The sequence below is a fragment of the Amnibacterium sp. CER49 genome, assembly GCF_029846255.1.
In the GTDB taxonomy this organism is placed as follows: domain Bacteria; phylum Actinomycetota; class Actinomycetes; order Actinomycetales; family Microbacteriaceae; genus Amnibacterium.
The window spans coordinates 905,903-924,165 of sequence record NZ_JARVWQ010000002.1 but is presented as its reverse complement, the minus strand read 5'-3'; the positions used below and the strand labels follow the sequence as shown (position 1 = coordinate 924,165).

Sequence of the window (18,263 nt, the reverse complement as noted above, 5' to 3'; positions counted from 1 at the left end):
TGTCGCGCCCGGCGGGCCGCGCCCCGCGGTGGGATCGTGATGCGGTGACCGACGAGGGACAGCACGCGGCGGTGCTCGCCGCGCTTCTCCGCGCCTGGCAGGTCGAGCCCGTGGCCGACACCCTGCGTACGCCGAGCTCGCTGCTGGTGGCGGGCGTCCGTGACGGCGTCCCCGTGATGCTGAAGGTGCCGCTCGTCGAGGAGGAGCGCGTCGGGTGCCGGCTCCTCGAGTGGTGGGGCGGTCGCGGCGCGGTGCCCGTGCTCGAACGCGACGACGACGCCGTGCTCATGCTGCGCGCGACCGGCGGCAGATCGCTCGTGGCGATGGCCACCGACGGTCAGGACGCCACGGCCACCGCGGTGCTCGTGGACGCCGCGGCCTCGCTGCACGCGCACGGCCTGCCGCCCGAGGATCTCGGGCTGGTCCCGCTCGGCGTGTGGTTCCGGGACCTCATCGATGAGGACCACCAGGACCCGCTGCTCACGCGGGCGTCCGCGGTCGCCCGCGAGGTGCTGGAGGCGACCCGCGAGGAGGACGTCGTCGCGCTGCACGGCGACCTGCACCACGACAACGTGCTCGACCTCGGCGACGGGTGGGCCGCGATCGACCCGAAGGGCCTCGTCGGGCACCGCGCCTTCGACTTCGCGAACGTGTTCTGCAACCCCGACGAGCAGACTGCCCTGGCTCACCTCGAGCAGCGTCTCGAGGCCATCGCGGCGCAGGCGGGTCTCGAGAAGGCGCTGCTCGCGGCGTGGGTGGTGGCCTGGTGCGGCCTCTCCCTCGCGTGGACCACGGACGAGCCGGGGTGGCACGACCGCGCGGCGCGGGGCGTCGCCGAGCTCCTCCTCCGCCGTCACCTCGCCTGATCGCGCCCCGTCGCGGTGCGCCGTTCAGCCTGCTGCCAGGTTCCGGCCCTAGAAGGCTGAGCAGGCTGCGCCGGGCCTCGTTCCCGCGCCTCGGTGAACACGGTGGTTCGGGAAGGCTGTCGATGCTCGAAGTGGAAGAACCACACGCGACGCCGCGGTCCGCGGCAGAACCCGCGGACACGCCCCGGCAGCGCCGGATCGTCGTCGCGCGGCTGGTGCTCGGCAGCGCCACGATGCTGTTCCTCGAGCTCGCGCTGATCCGGTGGCTCGGTGCGAACGTCCTGCACCTCAGCTACTTCTCGAACTTCGTGCTGCTGGGGTCCTTCCTCGGCGTCGGGCTGGGGTTCCTGATCAGCCGCAAGACCTGGTCCGCCCTGCCGTTCACGGCGCCGCTGCTCGCGGTGACCGTGGTGCTGGCGCTGCTGTTCCCGGTCACCATCCAGCGCGCCGACGCCGACGTCATCTACTTCACCGGCCTGCACGCGCAGGGCCCGCCCGCCTGGGTCGCGCTCCCCGTGATCTTCCTGCTGGTCGCCGCGACCCTGGCGGGCCCGGCCGAGGTGGTGGGCCGGTGCTTCGCGCGCCTGGAACCGCTGATGGCCTACCGCTACGACCTGTTCGGGTCGCTGATCGGGATCGGCCTGTTCACCGGGCTCTCGTTCCTCTGGGCGCCGTCCATCGTCTGGGGGCTCCTCGCCGGTGCGGCGCTCATCGCTCTCGCGACGGGGATCAGGACCCGGCTCGTCGCGGTGGCGAGCGCGCTCGTCATGGTGTTCATGCTGCTCACCGAGACCCTGACGACAGGAGTCAGCTGGTCGCCGTACTACAAGATCACCACGCATCAGACATCCCGGTACGGTCCGGGCGCGCTGAGCATCTGGGCCAACGGGGTCCCGCACCAGACGATGGCCAAGGCGTCCTGGCGGCTGGTGCACATGCCCCAGCAGTACGGCACGCCGTACAAGCGGCTGCCGAACGTCCACCTCGACGACGTGCTGGTGGTCGGCGCCGGATCGGGCAGCGACGTGGCCATCGCGCTGCGCAAGGGGGCCAAGCACGTCGACGCGGTCGAGATCGACCCCCGGATCCTGCAGCTCGGCCAGCAGCACAACCCGGACCACGTCTACCAGGACCCCCGCGTGACCACCCATGTCAACGACGGACGCGCGTTCCTGCAAGGCACGAACACGAAGTACGACCTGATCCTCTTCGCCCTGCCCGACTCCCTGGCGCTCGTCAGCGGCGCCTCGCAGATCCGGCTCGAGTCCTTCCTGTTCACCGAGGAGGCGATGCGGTCCGCCGCCGACCACCTCAAACCCGACGGCGGCTTCGCGATGTACAACTACTACCGCGAGAACTGGCTGATCGACCGGCTGGCCGGCACCGCGGCGACCGCGTTCGGCCACGCCCCGTGCGTCGATCAGTTCGCACTGCACCAGGCGGTGGTCACGGTCGCCAAGCAGGCGGGCAACCAGCAGTGCGGCTCGTCCTACGCGCCCACCACGACGGTGGTGGCACCGGCCACCGACGACGCGCCGTTCCTCTACTTCAAGGGTGGATCGATCCCGCCCATCTACCTCTGGACCCTGGGCGGGATCCTGCTCGTGTCGCTCCTGCTCGTGCGCGTCGTCGGCGGGCGGTTCCGGGCGATGCGTCCCTACGGCGACCTCTTCTTCATGGGCGCCGCGTTCCTCCTGCTGGAGACGAAGAACGTCGCGACCTTCGCCCTGCTCTTCGGCACCACCTGGCTCGTGAACGCGCTGGTCTTCGCCGGTGTGCTGGTCACCGTGCTCGCGGCGGTGGAGACGACGAGACGCCTGCGCACCCCGCCGATCAGGGTGGTGTACGCGGGCGTGCTCGCGGCGCTGGTGCTGGCCTGGGTGATACGACCGGACTGGTTGCTGGCGCTGCCGTTCCTGCCGCGCCTCGTCGTGGCGACCGCGCTGGCGTTCCTGCCGATCTTCCTGGCCAACGTGGCCTTCGCGAAGCGGTTCGCGTCCACGTCGGACTCGCAGGAGGCGTTCGCGGTGAACCTCCTGGGGGCGATCGTCGGCGGCTGCCTCGAGTACGCCGCGCTGCTGACCGGGTACGCCAACCTGCTCGTGGTGGTCGCGCTGCTCTACCTGGTCGCCTTCCTGCTGCTCCCGAAGCTCACGGCCTCGGCAGGCGCTCGCTAGGCGGGGCCGTCAGCGCAGGGTGAGGAGGAACACCCTGGCGCCGGCGGCCCATGCTGCCCGCAGGTCGTCGGCGTTCGGATCCCCGTCGGTGTCGAAGCCGATCTTGTTGATGTGGGCGAACCCCGGGTTGCGCCGGGCGATGACGGCGTAGTGCGCGACCACCTCCGTCTCGCTCGTCAGCACCTGGACGTCGGCGGTACGCCGTCGGCCCATGTACCGCAGCTCGAGCGGCTGACCGGTGCGCAGGTTCTTGCCCCAGGCGAACCCGGAGCCGAGCAGGAGGGCGTTCTGGTGCCTGACGTAGGCCATCGGGATCGTGTACTGCTTCCCTGACCTCCGTCCCACCACGTACAGCGTGACGAGGCCTCTGCCGACCAGCCGACAGATCCCCGGGGTGACGAGGAGGCCGCGAACGATGCCGTTGAGCACCTTCTGGAAGCGGAACGGGCGGACACGGCCGTCCCGGCGATCGGGGTGCGAGGCACCGTGCTGCGCCGCGTCCCGGCTGTCGTCCGTCATGACCTCATCCAACCCCCGACGGCCACGCCTCCGGCCGTTCACGCGGCCGGTGCGTCGACGAACCGCGTCGGCTACGGTCGCAGCATGCGGGGTCGGTTGGCGATCGTGACCGGTGCGAGCCGCGGGATCGGGCGAGCCCTGACCGAACGCCTCACGCGATCCGGGCGCGAGGTCGCCGCGATCGGCCGATCCGCGAGCGATCTCGAGGCCCTCGCCGCTCGCTGCGGAGCGAAGCCCTACGTGCTCGACGTGGCCGACCCTGCCGCGGTGGACGCGGTGGTCGGGCAGATCCTTCACGAGCTCGGCGCGCCCGACCTCCTCGTCAACAACGCTGCCGTGAGCGGAGGCAGCGGGCTGACCGTCGACGTCGCGGCGAACGACTGGTGGAGGGTGCTCGAGGTGAACCTGCGCGGCACCTACTCCTGCACGAGGGCCGTGCTGCCCGCGATGATCGCGGCCGGTCGTGGCCGGATCGTCAACCTGTCATCGGGCGCCGCGAGCTATCCAGTCGGCTTCGACAACGACGGCCAGATCACCTCGGCCTACATGGCGAGCAAAGCAGCGGTGAACCGATTCACCGAGGCGCTCGCCGGGGAATGCTTCGCCTCGGGGGTCCGCGTGTTCGCCGTCTCGCCCGGCATGGTCAAGACCGACATGACCGCCGAGGTCTTCACCGACATCTGGGACGACGAGGACACGTGGACCCCGATCGAGAAGAGCCTCGACCTCATCGAGGACATCGACTCCGGCCTGCTCGACGAGCTGACCGGTCGGTACCTGCACGCCGCGAACGACGACTGGCGCACCCTCGCGAGGCGCGCTGCCGAGGTGATCGAGCTCGACACCAACCGTCTCCGCCTGACCGACCTCCCGGCCTGAACCTCAGGCGCTATTCGCAGAACCCCGAATAGGGGCTGATATGCGATTTCCGAAGGCGATTGAATCATTCGTCGCCTGAATATTGGACGAACCAGTGCATTCGAAGGCGCACTGCGGACACCGTCTTCCGAAGGAAATCGAATGTTCACCATCCGCGCTCGCGTCGCCGCTGCAGGCGGCGCTGTCGCGCTCGCCGCTGCGGGCTTCGTCGCGATCGCCGCGCCCGCCCAGGCCGACTCGGGTCTCGGCAAGATCGGCTTCTGCCACGCCACTGGAAGCACCACGCACCCGTACGTGTACCAGTCGACCAGCTGGAACAACATCCTGTCCTGGTCCGCCAAGAGCAGCATCGACAACGGCAACCACTCCTACGACCTGATCCCGGCGGTCGGCGCCTTCGGCGGCCAGTTCCTCCCGATCAGCACGATCGTCCCGGGCCAGTGCGCCGTGGCCGAGGCGGCTGCCGCCGCCTCCCTCGGGCTCGGCAGCGACTCCTACTCCGCCGCTGAGTACGCCGCACAGGCGGTGAACGCCGCCTCACCGAGTGCCATCGCCGCGAACCCGAGCGCAGCGGTCGCGGCCGCGACCGCCGATGCGACCGCCACCGCCACGACCGCGTCTGCCTCGACGGCCACGGTCGCTCCGTCCGCCACCGCCTCGCCCTCGGTCGTGACCCTCGTCTACAGCGACGCTGTCACCAGCACGAACGGGCTCGTCGCGTACTGAGCCACCCGACGAGCGCCCGGTGCCTGCCCCTGCGGCACGCGCCGGGCGCTCGTCGTCGTCCCGTGGCCCGGTCCGGATGAGGGTGCGGGCGCACATCCGGGGTCGGCGCGCCGAGTCGCCCGTCAGCTGCGGATGGCCTCGACGATGCGCGCTCGTGCGGCGCGACCGGTGCGGGTGGGCAGCAGCGGGAACACATGGAGTCCACCGGCTCGCTCGAGGAACGTCACCTCGACGCCTGATGCGCGGGCTCGGCCGAGCAGCAGGTGAGCGTCGGGGTTGAGGATGTCGTGGGTCCCGCACGCCAGGAACATCGGTCCGAGGCCGTGCATGTCGCCGAACAGCGGGCTGACGCGGGGGTCGGTGATCGGGATCGCTCCGCGCCACCGTTCAGCCAGGTGGCGGGTGCCTTCGACGCCGAGCCAGGGGTCCTTCGGGAGCACGGAAGGGATCTGCGGGTTCGACACGGTGAGGTCGAGCGCCGGCGAGATCAGGATGGTCCGCACGTTCTCCGTCCCGCGGTCGCGGATCGCTTGCGCCGCGGACAGCGCGATCTGACCGCCCGCGGACCCACCGGCGATAAGCACGTCACGGCCGGTGTGCTGCAGCTTCTCGTGCAGGTGCAGCATGAGCTCGAGCGCCTGCGTGGCGTCGCCGTAGGGGAGGAGCGTCCAGATCGGGACGGTGACGGCGGCGCGAGCCTCGGCGGCGATCTGAACGATGAGCGCCCAGTGCTGGGGGCTGATCTCGTGCACCCAGCCCCCGCCGTGGGCGTAGATCACGTGCTTCAGCGGCAGATCGGCTCTCGGGATGACGGTGTAGACCGGGACGCCCCCGTCGCGCTCGACGGTGATGCGCACCCCGGCACGGACGTTCGCCGGCGGCCGGTGCGAGACCGGTCGGAGCGCCTGCTCGTGCACCTCCTTCTCCGCCCCTTCGGCCGTCATGAACGGCGCGTTGGCATGCGTGAGGCGGAGATAGACGGGGATCAGTGCGTCGGGGATGAGCATCGCCGGGCCATTCTTCTGCGGCGCTCGCAGCAGGATTCGAACCTGCCTCCGGGGTTTCCGGCCGCTGCTCCGGTCAGCATCAGGGCGAGATGCTGCGGCGGTCACGGACGCGTTCGAGGACGAGGTTCGCGAGCAGCCCGGTCCAGCCGGTCTGATGACTCGCCCCGAGGCCGGCGCCGTCGTCGCCGTTGAAGTACTCGTAGAAGAGCAGGGCATCGCGCCAGCTCGCGTCGCTCGCGAAGCGTTCCTGGCCGCCCCAGACGGGGCGGCGACCGTGGCCGTCCGGCAGGTACAGCCGCGTCAGCCGATCGCTCAGGTCGTCCGCGATCGCGCTGTAGGTGGCGTGCTCGCCGGAGCCGGTCGGGTACTCCACGGTCTCCTGCGCACCGGAGGCACGGCCGTACCGGCGCAAGGCCTGCTGGAGCAGGAAGTTCACGGGCAGCCAGACCGGGCCCCGCCAGTTCGAGTTGCCGCCGAACAGGGCGTTGGTGGACTCGGCGGGCTCGTAGTCGATCTCGGTGTCGTTCTCGGCGCCGGCGTGGAGGACGTAGGGCGCGTTCCGATACGCCGCGGAGAGGGCGCGGACGCCGTGCGGTGCGAGCATCTCCCCGGGGGAGCCGACGATCCGCAGGATGCGTCGCAGGCGGCCCGGCTCGACGAGGGCGAGCAGCGCGGCGCCGGATCCGGAGGCGGCCTCGTGGTCGCCGCCTCCGGCGTCTCCGCCCCGCTCCGCGCGGAACCGGGTCACCCTGGCTCGGAGTCGGGGGAGCCGGGCGAGCAGGTCCTCCCGCAGGGTGACGGTGGCGAAGATCGGCACGACGCCGCTCATCGAGCGCACCTCGATCGGCCAGCCGGAGCCGTCGGGACGGGTGATGCGGTCGTAGAAGAAGCCGTCGTCCTCGCTCCACAGCCCGCTCGTCTCCGCCGCGTCGGCGATCAGCGTGAAGAGGTCGAAGAACATGAGGGCCATGTCCTCGAGTGCGGGGTCGGACTCGGAGAGCACGAGGGCGATCTCGAGCATGCTCGCGCAGGAGAGCGCCATCCAGCCGGTGGCGTCGGCCTGCTCGAGCACCAGCCCGTCCGGGAGCGCCGCGCCGCGGTCGAAGGGGCCGATGTTGTCCATGCCGAGGAAACCGCCGGAGAAGGTGCCGTCGCCCTCCGGGTCGTTGCGGGCGACCCACCACGTGCTGTTCACGATGAGGCGCTCGAACACCTGACGCAGCCAGGGCAGGTCGGTGCCCCCGTCGGTGCGGAACACGTGGAGCGCCGCCCACGCGTGCACCGGCGGGTTGACGGCGCCGAAGTCCCACTCGTACGCCGGCACCTGCCCGGTCGGATGCATCCAGCCCGCGCCGAGCACCATCGCCAGCTGCTGCTTCGCGAAGGCGGGGTCGACGTGGGCGAGGGTGACGCAGTGGAAGGCGAGGTCCCACGCGGCGAACCAGGGGTACTCCCAGGGGTCGGGCATCGAGACCACCGCTTCGGCGTCGAGGTGCTGCCAGCGCCGGTTGCGGCCCTGTCGGCGCTCCGCGGGCGGGGGAGGCTGTCCGGGATCCCCGGCGAGCCAGGTGTGGACGTCGTAGGCGTAGTACTGCTTGCTCCAGAGCATCCCGGCCATCGCGGAGCGCACCAGGTGCGCCTCGTCGGCCGTGGCGCCCTGCGTGAGCTCGGCGTAGAAGTCGTCGGCCTCCGCCGCCCGGGCCGACATCGTTCCCTCCCAATCGGCGGCGAGGTCGGGCGCGACCGCGGCGGAGAGGCGCAGCCGCACCTCGTGGGACCCGCCCGCGGGCACCGCGAGGACGTGGTGCAGCGCCGCCTTCGTCCCCGTGCGCGCCGAGTTCACCGTCGCTGCGCCGTCGACGACGTGGTCGTTGATGCCGTCCTTCGGGTAGGCGGACCCGGGGATGCCCCACAGCCGTCCGGTGTTGGTCGCGTTGTCGCAGAACAGCGGCTCCGCCGTCCCGTCCCCGGCGAGCACGACGGAGCCGAGGTCGGGATGCGTCGCCGCGAGCGCACCGGCCGCGGTGGCGGTGATGGTCGGCACCGGCGTGCCCGGGCGCCAGGTCCAGGTGTCCCGGAACCACAGCGTCGGCAGCACGTGCAGCACCGCGTCCTCGGGGCCGCGGTTCACGACCGTGATGCGGATGCAGATGTCGTCCGGCGACGCCTTCGCGTAGTCGACGGTCACGTCGAAGTAGCGGTCCTCGGCGAACACGCCGGTGTCGAGCAGCTCGTACTCCGGGTCGTGACGGGTCCGCCGCGCGTTCTCGCGCACGAGGTCCTCGTAGGGGAACGCGCGCTGCGGGTAGGCGTAGCGCCAGCGCATCCAGGAGTGGGTCGGCGTCGAGTCGACGAACCACCAGTACTCCTTCACGTCCTCGCCGTGGTTGCCCTCCGGTCCGGTCAGCCCGAACGCGCGCTCCTTGAGGATCGGGTCGACGCCGTTCCAGAACGCGAGGGCGAAGCACAGCCGCTGCCCGTCGTCGGAGAGGCCGGCCAGACCGTCCTCGTTCCAGCGATATGTCCGCGACCGCGCGTGGTCGTGCGGGAAGTACCGCCAGGCGTCGCCGTCCGCGCTGTAGTCCTCCCGGACGGTGCCCCAGGCCCGCTCGCTCAGGTACGGACCCCAACGGCGCCACGCGCTCGCGTCGTCACCCTGCACACGGCCCTGCTCTGCACCGACGGTCATGGATCCTCCCGACTCAGCCCGATCCTGCCGCGTCCTCCGGTGCGGCAGCCGTTCGGGCGGCCCGGTGTCGAGGCGATCGGGACGAGCCGGTCAGCGGCCGACGGCGTGCAGCACCCAGGAACCGGACCGAGCGATCACGGCTCCGGACTGGACGCGGGCGGTGTCCGCGCGGTCCAGCTTCGTGTTCGTCCGGTGCACGATCACCGCCTGTCCCGACAGGAGGAACCGCGTGACGTCCGCTTGCCAGAGCGGGTTCAGCACGCTCGCGGCCTCGGTCCCGTGGACGCGGTACGAGTCCCGGTCGAAGGTGTATCCGGTGACGTCCGGCCGGACGACGCATCCTCGCTCCAGGTCGCGTGACAGCACGTCGAGCGCAGCGAGGATCTGCGGATCGTCGCTCTCGACGCACCCGGCGACCTGCGACGCAGCCGGCCTCAGGGCGTCGACCGGGATCACCGGGCTCGGCTGCGACAGCTCGGCCGAGCGCACCCCGAGCGCCGCAGCGGCGAGGACGACCAGTGCCGCGATGATCAGCCGCGCCGGCTTCCGCGGCACGAGGGTCAGAATGCGTGCCCCGCCCACCGCCACGGTGAGCACGACCCACGGCGCCGCGAGCGCCGCGTAATGCAGGAAGAACGTCGGGCTCGCCAGGAGCACGACTGCCGCCGCTGCGCCGGCCAGCGGATACAGCCGTGCTCCGCGGACCGTGCAGGCCGCGATCGCGGCCGCGAGCACCACGAGCATCAGCAGGAGCCCCAGCTCGTTCACGCCGAGCAGCGCCGCGAACGGGCCCGGCAGGTGCAGATCCGTCGCGCCGAGATAGGTCGCCAGCCGCTTGAAGCTCGAGGCCGACGTCGCTCGCGGCCGACCGAGCTGATCGAGCAGCACCTCGCGCACCATGACGGCCGGGGCGGTGAGGAAGAACGGCGCGCAGATGACGCCGGCGGCACCGGCCGCTCCGAGCAGGAACCGGGGGGCTCGACGCCAGTGCACCGCGGCGATCAGCAGCACGGGCACCACGTACCAGATCCGCATGGTGACCGCCGCTCCCGCGGCGACGCCGGCGAGCACCGGTCCGAGACGGGGCCACGCGGCGGCGCGCTCGATCAGCAGGACGGCCACCAGGAGGCCGCAGGTGCCGAGCGGTTCGAGCAGCGTGCTGCGCTCGGCGTGCGCCGCGGGGAAGTAGACCGCGTAGCCGACGCCTCCGATGACCGCCGCTGTGCGGCCGAAACGGCGGGCGATGCCCATCGCGAGGACCGCGTTCAGGGAGCCGACGGCGATGAAGCACACGCGCCCCAGCGCGACCCCGGCCGGATCTCCGAGCACGGACCCGACGGCGGCGAACGGTGCCAGCGCCAGAATCGCGCCCGGCGGCTGCAGCAGCAGGAAGTCCCGGTAGGGGATGCGGCCATGCACGAGCGCGTCCGCTGCTGCGTAGTAGACGCCGTCGTCGTACCCGTCCAGGCCGTCCAGGCCCGCGATCCGGAGGAGGATCACGAGCCGGATCAGGAACGCGATGAGGGCGACGGCTGCGAAGCCGCCGATCCATGCCCAGCGCGGCGACACGAGGGGTTCGCTGCGTGGGCGGGCGTCCGTGTGGAGGTCGAAGGCCGTCGCCGCGGTCACCGGGGGAGGCTAGCCCGGGCGCCGCGCGAGCCGGGGTCCTCCCGCGCATGTCGCCGAAGCCGGTCCACGACACGTACGCCGTGATCTTCGGGGCGGAGGTCGATCGGGTCGCCGAGCGGCCCGCTGCCAGGGATGTGGGCACAATGCCGACAAGGGCGCCTGAGGGCGCGATGCGTCGAGCGCCCAGACAGCAGAGAAGCCCGGCGTGACCGGGCTTCTCGTGTCTGCGCCCCCAGCAAGATTCGAACTTGCGCCCCTGCCTCCGGAGAGCGAACAGCCCACTTTGTGGTAAGCCGAGGGGGAGGCGAAACAGGTCGCTGACCAGCACCAGGACATCGCAGGAGAACGCGTCGAATATCACGGGAACTCGTGCGGATGTTGCCATTCTGTTGCCGCTGGGCGCGGAGCCTCCTGCCGGAGGACAACCGCACCTGGGTGCACGCAATCTGCAGCAGTTCTGCTTTGGGCATGAAGCGCAGAAGCGGACCCGCCCCCGATCGCCACGCGGTGGACGTCCGCGGGATCGTCCTCATCGGTCCGGACTCCAACAGAGGTTCGCGCCGAACTCGACGAGCACGTAGCCGTATGGGGCGCGGTGCCGCGCTCCTTCGGCCGCGAGTGACATGGAGGTTCTCGGGATGACCGGCCTCAGCCGGCTTCACGTCCCGAGCGGCGGCCCTGACGCCCAACAATTTGGCTTCGACGAGCCTCATTTCGCTCGACGCTGCCCAGCTATCGTCCGGAATTCGAGCAGTCGGACTGAGTATTCAGGTATCAGCGCTTATAGCCCGCGGTACGGTCCGCCGGTGATCCGAGGTTTTTTCGCCTCTGCCCTAACCATGGTGCTGGTGTTGAGCGGCGGCCTGACGGCGCAAGCCTCGATTCCGCGTGTGAATGATGCTCCATGCGTCGCGCCGAACGTCTACGTGTCCGGCGACCACCTTTCGGTGCAGGTCTCCGCCCGACCCGAGACAGACAGCGACCACCGCCACGACTCCACGCCCCTGTCGCAGCTGAAGTACGGCCTCCTGGCGTTCATCGACGGGTGGGGTCCGCTCTTCGAGGTCGACCAGGCTCCTGCAGGCGTGAAGTACAAGTTGACCGGACTCCCGCTCTGGGCGCACCTCACGTTCACAGAGGTCGAGGTGAACAGTGTCGGCGCCTCGCACTGGGGGCCGCAGTCACGGGTGATCAAACTCTCGCCGATCTACCCTCCAGGCCAGTTCTCGATCTCGATCACGCCCTATCGGTCCTACGCCGGCATCGCGTGGGTGCCCCCCGCGATGAGCCCAGGAGTTCGCGTCGTCTCGTACACGGAGTCGGTGAATGAACCCCCATTCAACAGGGAGTACGACTATCGGACCTTCGGCGCAGGGACGCACTGGTTCCGGACTCCAAGCCTTCCGGCCCGTACGTTTTTCATATTGTGGGTGCAGGTCAAGCTGAGCAACGGCAAAAAGTGCACCATAGAGACAACGTTCCTCACGAAACCCTGAAGCCGACCGTTGAAGGACTGACCACGATCCAATGCGCGGGCCGAGACCGTCCTGTTGCTCAGGGGCGGCGGCCGACGCTAGGAACCGCTCAATGCCCTGCGGAAACCCTGCTGATCCCAGTACCCCTCGGCTCGGGCGATAAGACTGTCGGGGTCCACCTGCAGCACGTCGATGCCTTCGACAGTCGCCTCGTGGCCGCTCTTGCCCCTAGCAACCATCCGCCAGTGGGCGGCGACCGATCCTCCAGCCGGAAGCGCGGCCAGCACTTCGATCCGTACGGACGCCGCCGCCTGACACAGGCCCTGGGCGAAGTACTCGCCGATCTGCTCACGGCCGCGCCGAACTGGCGTGCCGACTGGGTCTTCGATCTCGCCGTCTTCTGCGAAGACGGCGGCGATCTGACGTGCGTCAAGGGCCGCGAGCGCGTCGAAATAGGCCGTCAACACGCGAAGACTCGCTTCTGCGTCAGCCATGTCCGGTCCCTCCCGCGCACGACGTAGTCCCGCAACACGTTAGCCCCGGCTGCTCGCCCTGCAGCCGGGTCGAGCGTCACGTCCTTCCCGGCGACGATTCCCTCGTGCAGTACGTGTTTTCCCGGATGCGACGTCGCCGCTGGGTGCGCTAGCCCGAACAGCATGCGATTCCTCCGCCGTTCCCACCTCGTCCTCGCCGCCACTGCTGCGGCCGCCACCGTCGTCGCCGTCGTGGTCGGCGGCGTCACCTCCGCGTCCGCCGCGACTGCGTACAGCGTCACCTACGCCGGCACCGATGCCCACACGCTCGACCCGAACATGCAGCCGAAGTACAAGGGCGGTGGGGGCGTGGGTGCGGTCGCGACCGCCTCCTCGCTCGACATCCACGCCATGGAGTTCGGCCTGAACCTTCCGGTCGGGGCCAAAGTCACGTCCGTTGCCGTGAGCTACACCAGCTGCTCGCCGGCGGCGCCTCCGACGATCAGCTTCGGCGTGGACACCCCGACGACGGGCAGCAGCGCTCAGATCGCCGCGATCCCGACAAGCATGCATTGCGGAGTGACGACGGTCTCGAAGACGGGCTCGCCGCTGACCACCGTCCTCGCCGGCCAGAGGTATGTCGTGGACTTCACCTTCACCACCTACGGCGCCTACAACGGCCCCTTCAACGAAGTGCTGTACGGAACGACGGTGAAGTACACCTGCGACGCACCCTGCGTGCCCTAAAGCAGCCCGTCGCGGACCTCGAGCCGCCCGGACCCCGGTAGTCCCGCTCCACCGCGGGCCACCAGGCTGGCTGTAGCGTCACGTCCTTCCCGGCGACGATCACCGCGAGGAACGGGGGCCGCATCCCCGCCTCCGCGTACAGGCGGAGTTCCCGCTCGAGCTGCTGGCGGACCGGCTCCGCAAGGTGTGACACGTCCCGCCGTGCACCGCCGTACTCGATCCCCGCGCCACGAATGAGACGCTACGTCGATGGGCCGACGCCTGCCTGCCCGAGGGATACGGTGCGACCGTGCAGGAAGACACCACCCCGTCGATCGCTCGCCAGGCAGAGGTCCGGAGCATCCTGCAGCGACTCCGCGAGGACGGCGCGGCCTCTCGGCTGGACGAGTTCAGCGCACTGATCGAGTATCTCGCAGTCGCCAGTCGGACCATCCCGCGAGACGAGGTCGATCAGTGGATACGGGAGCGCATCGCTGCGTTCGAGTGGCTCCGCGAGCAGGAGCAGCTCGAAGGCTGACGACGGGGCGTCGCGACCGCTGACCTGCGCCCGTGGCGCGGCCGCCGAGACCCGAGACCTATGGCAGGACGGCCGTCTCCGGCGCCGCACTCGTCGTCACCGGGGCGCTGGGGGCGCTCGTCGCGCAAGGCACGTTTCCTCGGCTGTTCGACATCCTCATTGCAGTGATCGGACTGGGGTTCTTCGCCTGGTACTTCCCGCGATGGTGCACACATCGATCGGGCAGGAAATGAGCGGTCCGCGTGCATGACGCCGTAGGCGTCCGGGGTGGGAATTCACCCTGGTGTGAGAGGCGGTCGGGCCCTGCCGGCTGTCTTCAGGCTGCGTGTGCCGCCGGTCCGAAGTACAACACCCAGACGCCGAACACGAGCAGGAGGGTCAGAATGGGCGCACTCGTGGCCAGGACGGCTCCCAGCCACCGGCTGTGCTGACTGCCCCGGTCCCCGCTGGCCTGAAGGTATTCGAATCGCTTTCGGTAGTTCGGCGGGTAGACGAGCTTCCACCACCAGCGTTCCTGTGCGCCCTGGGCGAGGTTTCGCTCCAGACTCATGAGTTGCAGCGTGTCGAACGTGCGCTTCAGGACCGCTTTAGCCGCGAATCCAGCAGCCACGCCGATGATGGTCAGTTGGATGGTCCCTTTGCCCACGAGGTTCTGCAGATAGGGGTTCCCCGAGGTTGTGCCGAGACTGTCGACGGCCGGAGCGGCGTAGATGAAGAACGCGATCAGGACGCCAGCTGTTGCGAGTGCCGCCAGGAAGGCGAGGGGTATTGACAGCACCATGTGAGCCCTGCTCGCCCGCTCACGGTTCTTGAACCCGACAGTGATTGCGCCGACCAGGAGAACGGCGATGAAACCGATCAGGACATGGCGCGCGTCGTGACGGGCGATAACCCACCAGGCCGGAGCTTTCTGTGATGGCCCGAACCAGCGGGCGCCGAACAGGTCTTCAATGTGAATCGGCAGGCGGTCCCATGCGTCCTTGAGGTAGAGGACCGTGTAGATCTTCCCTTGGAAACCGACCATGTACCGCGTCTGGGTCGTCAGGAAGTAGATAGCGGAGCCGATCGGGATGGCGACCTGCGTCAACACCAGCCCCCAAACCAGCATCTCGAGCCGCTCGAACTTGTCGAGGCCGTACTGCCGAAGCAGCAGGCTGTCGGCCATGAATGTTCGTGTTTTCTGGAATGGGTAGTTCATTCATGTGCTCCTACTCCGGTCGAGGTTGACGTACTGGCGGAGGTCCCCGCGGTGGACGAGCTGCTGGACGTTGCGATGACGGCACAATGCAGCAGGCCACGAACGGATTGCTGAAGGTCGTCCGTTCGGACGCTGCTAGCTGCGTGATCGCGATGGCGCGGCCCGGTCGCCGGTTCCCGCACGCGTGCGGCTCTCGCCGCCGGTCGCCGTCGGCCTGCCCGTCTGGCTGGAGGTCGTCGGTCGCCCGCCGCGAGGTCGAGGTGTGTCGTGGAGGTCCCGGTCGGCCCAGCCGGAACGCGCCGTCCGAGCATGCCCAGGACGTGCCAGAAGCGCGAATGCGGTCGAGTCGAAAGAGGAGTTGACGACCTCTGGCGCTGCCCACCGCCGCGTGCCACCGTGCGCAGCGAGGACTGAGGAGGCGCGGTGAACGTGGGTCAGTTGCGACCTTCGGCGGCGCTCTTCGCGGCCTTGTCGGTGCCGCCGCGTCCGCGGAGCAGGATCGCGACGCCGACCGCGAGGAGCGCTCCTCCGGCCGGCCCGACCAGATAGATCCAGTAGTCGCCGAGGTCGCCCCCTACCAGGGCGGGTCCGAAGCTGCGCGCCGGATTCATCGACGCGCCGCTGACGGGGCCACCCCAGAGGCCAGCCGCGGTGATGTACGAGCCGGCCGCGAGTGCCGCAAGTGGGCCGATGTTCTGTGCGCCGGAGGCGGCTCCGAGCACCACGTTGACAAGCCCGGCGGTGAGCAGGACCTCCATGAGCAGCGCCTGCATCGTGCTGAAGCCGGGGCCGGGGCGGGTGGCGCCGAGCCCGCCGCTCATGCCCAGCAGCGCCTCGACCGTGAGCGCCGCGAGGATCGAGCCGATGATCTGAGCGAGCACGTAGCCGGGGACCCGCCGCCACGGGAAGTCGCGGCGGAGGGCGAAGGCGAATGTGACCGCCGGGTTCAGATGCGCACCCGAGATGGTCCCCATGAACAGGATGATCGCCGTGACCATGAGGGCAGGCGCCGTGACCTCCCCAGCCGGTCCGACCTTTCCGTGTGCGAGCGTGTCGACCACGCCCGCGCCGACGGCGACGATCACGAGCAGATAGGTGCCGAGCAGCTCGGCGAGCAGTCGACGCAGCTCCTGGTCGGGGTTGTCGAAGTCGCGGACTTCCAACCGCTGCCGCTCCGACAGTGACAAATGCTCGGCGTCCACCGTCCCCCTTCCTGAGCGCACCTGCGGACCGGAAGCAGTCGTCCGGTCCGTGTCCTCCATGATCATCATCGAACCGCGCAGGATGCGGGCACCGAGACGGGAGGGATCCCTATGACGCCGGCTTCGCTGCGCGCCGCACTCCCGTCGTGGCGGGACACCCCGGCTAGGGCCGTCCTCGTGGACTTCCTCCAGGAGGTCACCGAGGGGGAGACCGCCGTTCCGGCCGAGCAGCGGCTGGCCGCATTCGACAACGACGGAACCCTCTCGCCCGAGAAGCCGGAGTCCTCGCTGACGGCGTTCCTCCGCACACTTCCCCCGGCGCCGGAGATGCCGGCAGCCACCGGACCCGCGGCGACCGATGCGCAGGAGCAGCTGGCTGCCCGGTGCAACGGTCTTACCGTGCAGGAGTTCGAGGAGCGGGCCGAGTCGTTCCTCCGCGCCGCCCGGCACCCCGCTCTCAACCGCACCTGGCCGACGCTGACCTACGTGCCGATGATCGAGCTCCTCGATCTGCTGCGGGCGCTCGAGTTCTCCGTGTACATCGTGTCCGCCGGTTCCCGTGACTTCCTCCGGGCGATGGCGGCCACGGCCTTCGGGGCGACCAGGGAGCACGTGATCGGCACCGACGTCGAGATCGATTACCGGGAGGGACGCCTCGTGCGCACCGACCGGCTCATCCCTCGCGACCGCGGGCCGGGCAAGCCGGCGCACATCTGGGACCGCAGCGGACAGGTGCCCCTGCTCGCCGCCGGCAACACCACCGGTGACCGGGAGATGCTGGAGTGCGCCCGGTTCGCCCTGCTCATCGACCACGACGACGCGGAGCGGGAGTACTCCTACCGCGACGACCAGGCGTTGCGGGTGGCATCCGAGCGGGGATGGACGACGGTCAGCATGCGCCGCGACTTCGCCGCCGTCTTCCGCGAGGTCTGACCCCCGCCCGCTCTGATCGCCTGGGCCGCTCCACGGGCCTGCCTGAATCGCGCATGCACGCGTGTCGACGCGCCGAACCTCTGCTGCCGGAGAGCGAACAGCCCACTTCGTGGTAGGCCGAAGCGGTAAAGAAAAACAGCGCTGACCAGCGGTAGGACGTATCACTGGATCGCGTCGGATTTCACTGAATCTCGCACGGATGCTGCCATTTTGTTGCCACCGCAGGGGAGCAACTGCCTGAGCGCCGAACCGCGCAGCTGCTGATAGCGCTCACGCCGCCCGGGCCAGGCTGCCACGGCATGTCGGTGAAGAAGCCGACGGGAGGCAGCACTACGGCAGTGCCCGAGCTGAATACCGCCGCGGCAGTACTGGGCGCCCTGGTCTGCCGCAGCACGCCCACCGGGAGACCTCGCACGGGAATCGGTTGGTGTTGCCGACGACCGTGATCCACGGCGCTGCCGCGCTGGGAATGCGATGGTCGCTAGCACGCCGATCGCGACCGCTGGCCTAGCGCTGGCCAGAGGACAGGTCAGCGGTGGACGCGGGGGAGAGCGGGGACCAGCCGGCGCGGTTGTGGGCGCGGAGGCGGACGGTGTCTCGACCGGGCGGCAGCCCCATGGATCGGACGCCGCCTACTCGGGCGTGCGACACGCCGGGTGCTGGCCGGGGTTGGCCCGTCCGGGCCTCGCGGAGGACGATCGGAGGCGTGACCGACGTGCGCCATCGGACCGACCCCCACCGTGGCCAGCCCGAGCCGTTCCGCTGGGCGGACGTGCCCGAGCTCGTCTACAAGGAGCACGACACGACGTTCCGCGGGGTGACCCGGCGGGTGCTGTTCGGCGCCGAGCACGGGCAGGACGTCGAGGTCCGCTACTTCGAGGTCGCGCCAGGCGGCTGGAGCACGCTCGAGCACCACGAGCACACCCACCAGGTGGTCGTGCTGCGCGGCTCCGGCGCCTGCCTGATCGAGGACAGGGTGATACCGCTCCAGCAGCACGACCTCGTGTTCGTGCCCGCGTGGGCGTGGCATCAGTTCCGGGCGACCGGCGACGAGCCGCTCGGCTTCCAATGCATCGTGCCGCTCGACCGGGACCGCCCCGTGCTGCCGGACGCGGCGGAGTTCGCGACGCTGATCGGCGACCCCGAGATCGCGGCGTTCGTCCGCCGCTGAGGGGACCGCTGCTTCAGGGAGCACCCGGCAGGCAGGACCAGCGCGTCCCACTCGA

General features: G+C 69.9%; 16 protein-coding genes. 9 read left to right on the top strand and 7 right to left on the bottom strand.

The features are described 5' to 3' along the window. Positions 1-44: 44 nt before the first annotated feature. Together QDR37_RS14410 and QDR37_RS14405 are read left to right on the top strand one after the other, a co-directional pair. Positions 45-866 (top strand): aminoglycoside phosphotransferase family protein, encoded by an 822-nt coding sequence (locus QDR37_RS14410; protein WP_279714473.1) that lies wholly within the window; start codon positions 45-47, stop codon positions 864-866. 122 nt (positions 867-988) lie between these two features. Next, on the top strand, positions 989-3,043 hold the full coding sequence (locus QDR37_RS14405) for a hypothetical protein (RefSeq protein WP_279714472.1): 2,055 nt from the start codon (positions 989-991) through the stop codon (positions 3,041-3,043). Positions 3,044-3,052: 9 nt separating this feature from the next. Here QDR37_RS14405 and QDR37_RS14400 read toward each other — a convergent pair whose 3' ends face one another. After that, positions 3,053-3,562, bottom strand: a complete 510-nt coding sequence (locus QDR37_RS14400; RefSeq protein ID WP_279714471.1) for a hypothetical protein — start codon at positions 3,560-3,562, stop codon at positions 3,053-3,055. 84 nt (positions 3,563-3,646) lie between these two features. Here QDR37_RS14400 and QDR37_RS14395 point away from each other — a divergent pair, with 84 nt between their 5' ends. Further along, a complete protein-coding gene (locus QDR37_RS14395) occupies positions 3,647-4,441 on the top strand; it encodes an SDR family oxidoreductase (protein ID WP_279714470.1) in 795 nt (264 codons plus the stop codon). Positions 4,442-4,582: 141 nt separating this feature from the next. Beyond that, a complete protein-coding gene (locus QDR37_RS14390; protein ID WP_279714469.1) occupies positions 4,583-5,167 on the top strand; it encodes a hypothetical protein in 585 nt (194 codons plus the stop codon). 122 nt (positions 5,168-5,289) lie between these two features. On the opposite strand, the gene QDR37_RS14385 is transcribed toward QDR37_RS14390, so the two are convergent. The 3 genes from QDR37_RS14385 to QDR37_RS14375 form a co-directional block, all read right to left on the bottom strand. After that, positions 5,290-6,174 (bottom strand): alpha/beta hydrolase, encoded by an 885-nt coding sequence (locus QDR37_RS14385; protein WP_279714468.1) that lies wholly within the window; start codon positions 6,172-6,174, stop codon positions 5,290-5,292. 79 nt (positions 6,175-6,253) lie between these two features. Next, the gene (locus QDR37_RS14380) at positions 6,254-8,863 is read right to left on the bottom strand and encodes a glucosidase (protein WP_279714467.1); all 2,610 of its coding nucleotides are present in this window, start codon (positions 8,861-8,863) and stop codon (positions 6,254-6,256) included. 90 nt (positions 8,864-8,953) lie between these two features. Then, entirely contained in the window at positions 8,954-10,492 is a 1,539-nt protein-coding gene (locus QDR37_RS14375) for a hypothetical protein (protein ID WP_279714466.1), read from the bottom strand. An 806-nt stretch (positions 10,493-11,298) separates the two neighbouring features. Between QDR37_RS14375 and QDR37_RS14370 the strand changes: the two genes are divergently transcribed. Continuing rightward, positions 11,299-11,988: a hypothetical protein gene (locus tag QDR37_RS14370; protein ID WP_279714465.1), complete on the top strand. Its 690-nt coding sequence runs from the start codon at positions 11,299-11,301 to the stop codon at positions 11,986-11,988. 77 nt (positions 11,989-12,065) lie between these two features. Here QDR37_RS14370 and QDR37_RS14365 read toward each other — a convergent pair whose 3' ends face one another. Beyond that, complete coding sequence (locus tag QDR37_RS14365; RefSeq protein ID WP_279714464.1) at positions 12,066-12,461, bottom strand: nuclear transport factor 2 family protein; 396 nt, start codon at positions 12,459-12,461, stop codon at positions 12,066-12,068. 162 nt (positions 12,462-12,623) lie between these two features. Between QDR37_RS14365 and QDR37_RS14360 the strand changes: the two genes are divergently transcribed. Together QDR37_RS14360 and QDR37_RS14355 are read left to right on the top strand one after the other, a co-directional pair. After that, positions 12,624-13,187, top strand: coding sequence for a hypothetical protein (locus QDR37_RS14360; protein WP_279714463.1), 564 nt, complete (start codon positions 12,624-12,626; stop codon positions 13,185-13,187). A gap of 289 nt (positions 13,188-13,476) precedes the next feature. Next, the gene (locus tag QDR37_RS14355) at positions 13,477-13,704 is read left to right on the top strand and encodes a hypothetical protein (protein WP_279714462.1); all 228 of its coding nucleotides are present in this window, start codon (positions 13,477-13,479) and stop codon (positions 13,702-13,704) included. A 316-nt stretch (positions 13,705-14,020) separates the two neighbouring features. Here QDR37_RS14355 and QDR37_RS14350 read toward each other — a convergent pair whose 3' ends face one another. Continuing rightward, on the bottom strand, positions 14,021-14,902 hold the full coding sequence (locus QDR37_RS14350; protein ID WP_279714461.1) for a hypothetical protein: 882 nt from the start codon (positions 14,900-14,902) through the stop codon (positions 14,021-14,023). Between the two features lie 434 nt (positions 14,903-15,336). Further along, positions 15,337-16,164, bottom strand: coding sequence for an aquaporin (locus tag QDR37_RS14345; protein ID WP_279714460.1), 828 nt, complete (start codon positions 16,162-16,164; stop codon positions 15,337-15,339). A 117-nt stretch (positions 16,165-16,281) separates the two neighbouring features. Here QDR37_RS14345 and QDR37_RS14340 point away from each other — a divergent pair, with 117 nt between their 5' ends. Together QDR37_RS14340 and QDR37_RS14335 are read left to right on the top strand one after the other, a co-directional pair. Further along, positions 16,282-17,037 carry an HAD family hydrolase gene (locus tag QDR37_RS14340; RefSeq protein WP_279714459.1) on the top strand — a complete coding sequence of 252 codons (756 nt, stop codon included), beginning with the start codon at positions 16,282-16,284 and terminating at the stop codon, positions 17,035-17,037. Between the two features lie 706 nt (positions 17,038-17,743). Then, on the top strand, positions 17,744-18,208 hold the full coding sequence (locus QDR37_RS14335) for a cupin domain-containing protein (protein ID WP_279714458.1): 465 nt from the start codon (positions 17,744-17,746) through the stop codon (positions 18,206-18,208). The last annotated feature ends 55 nt before the right edge of the window (positions 18,209-18,263 follow it).

Coding starts and splice junctions, on each gene's coding strand:
- QDR37_RS14405 (WP_279714472.1), top strand. CDS start 989: ATGCTCGAAGTGGAAGAACCACACGCGACGCCGCGGTCCGCGGCAGAA.
- QDR37_RS14400 (WP_279714471.1), bottom strand. CDS start 3,562: ATGACGGACGACAGCCGGGACGCGGCGCAGCACGGTGCCTCGCACCCC.
- QDR37_RS14395 (WP_279714470.1), top strand. CDS start 3,647: ATGCGGGGTCGGTTGGCGATCGTGACCGGTGCGAGCCGCGGGATCGGG.
- QDR37_RS14390 (WP_279714469.1), top strand. CDS start 4,583: ATGTTCACCATCCGCGCTCGCGTCGCCGCTGCAGGCGGCGCTGTCGCG.
- QDR37_RS14385 (WP_279714468.1), bottom strand. CDS start 6,174: ATGCTCATCCCCGACGCACTGATCCCCGTCTATCTCCGCCTCACGCAT.
- QDR37_RS14380 (WP_279714467.1), bottom strand. CDS start 8,863: ATGACCGTCGGTGCAGAGCAGGGCCGTGTGCAGGGTGACGACGCGAGC.
- QDR37_RS14365 (WP_279714464.1), bottom strand. CDS start 12,461: ATGGCTGACGCAGAAGCGAGTCTTCGCGTGTTGACGGCCTATTTCGAC.
- QDR37_RS14360 (WP_279714463.1), top strand. CDS start 12,624: ATGCGATTCCTCCGCCGTTCCCACCTCGTCCTCGCCGCCACTGCTGCG.
- QDR37_RS14350 (WP_279714461.1), bottom strand. CDS start 14,902: ATGAACTACCCATTCCAGAAAACACGAACATTCATGGCCGACAGCCTG.
- QDR37_RS14345 (WP_279714460.1), bottom strand. CDS start 16,164: ATGGAGGACACGGACCGGACGACTGCTTCCGGTCCGCAGGTGCGCTCA.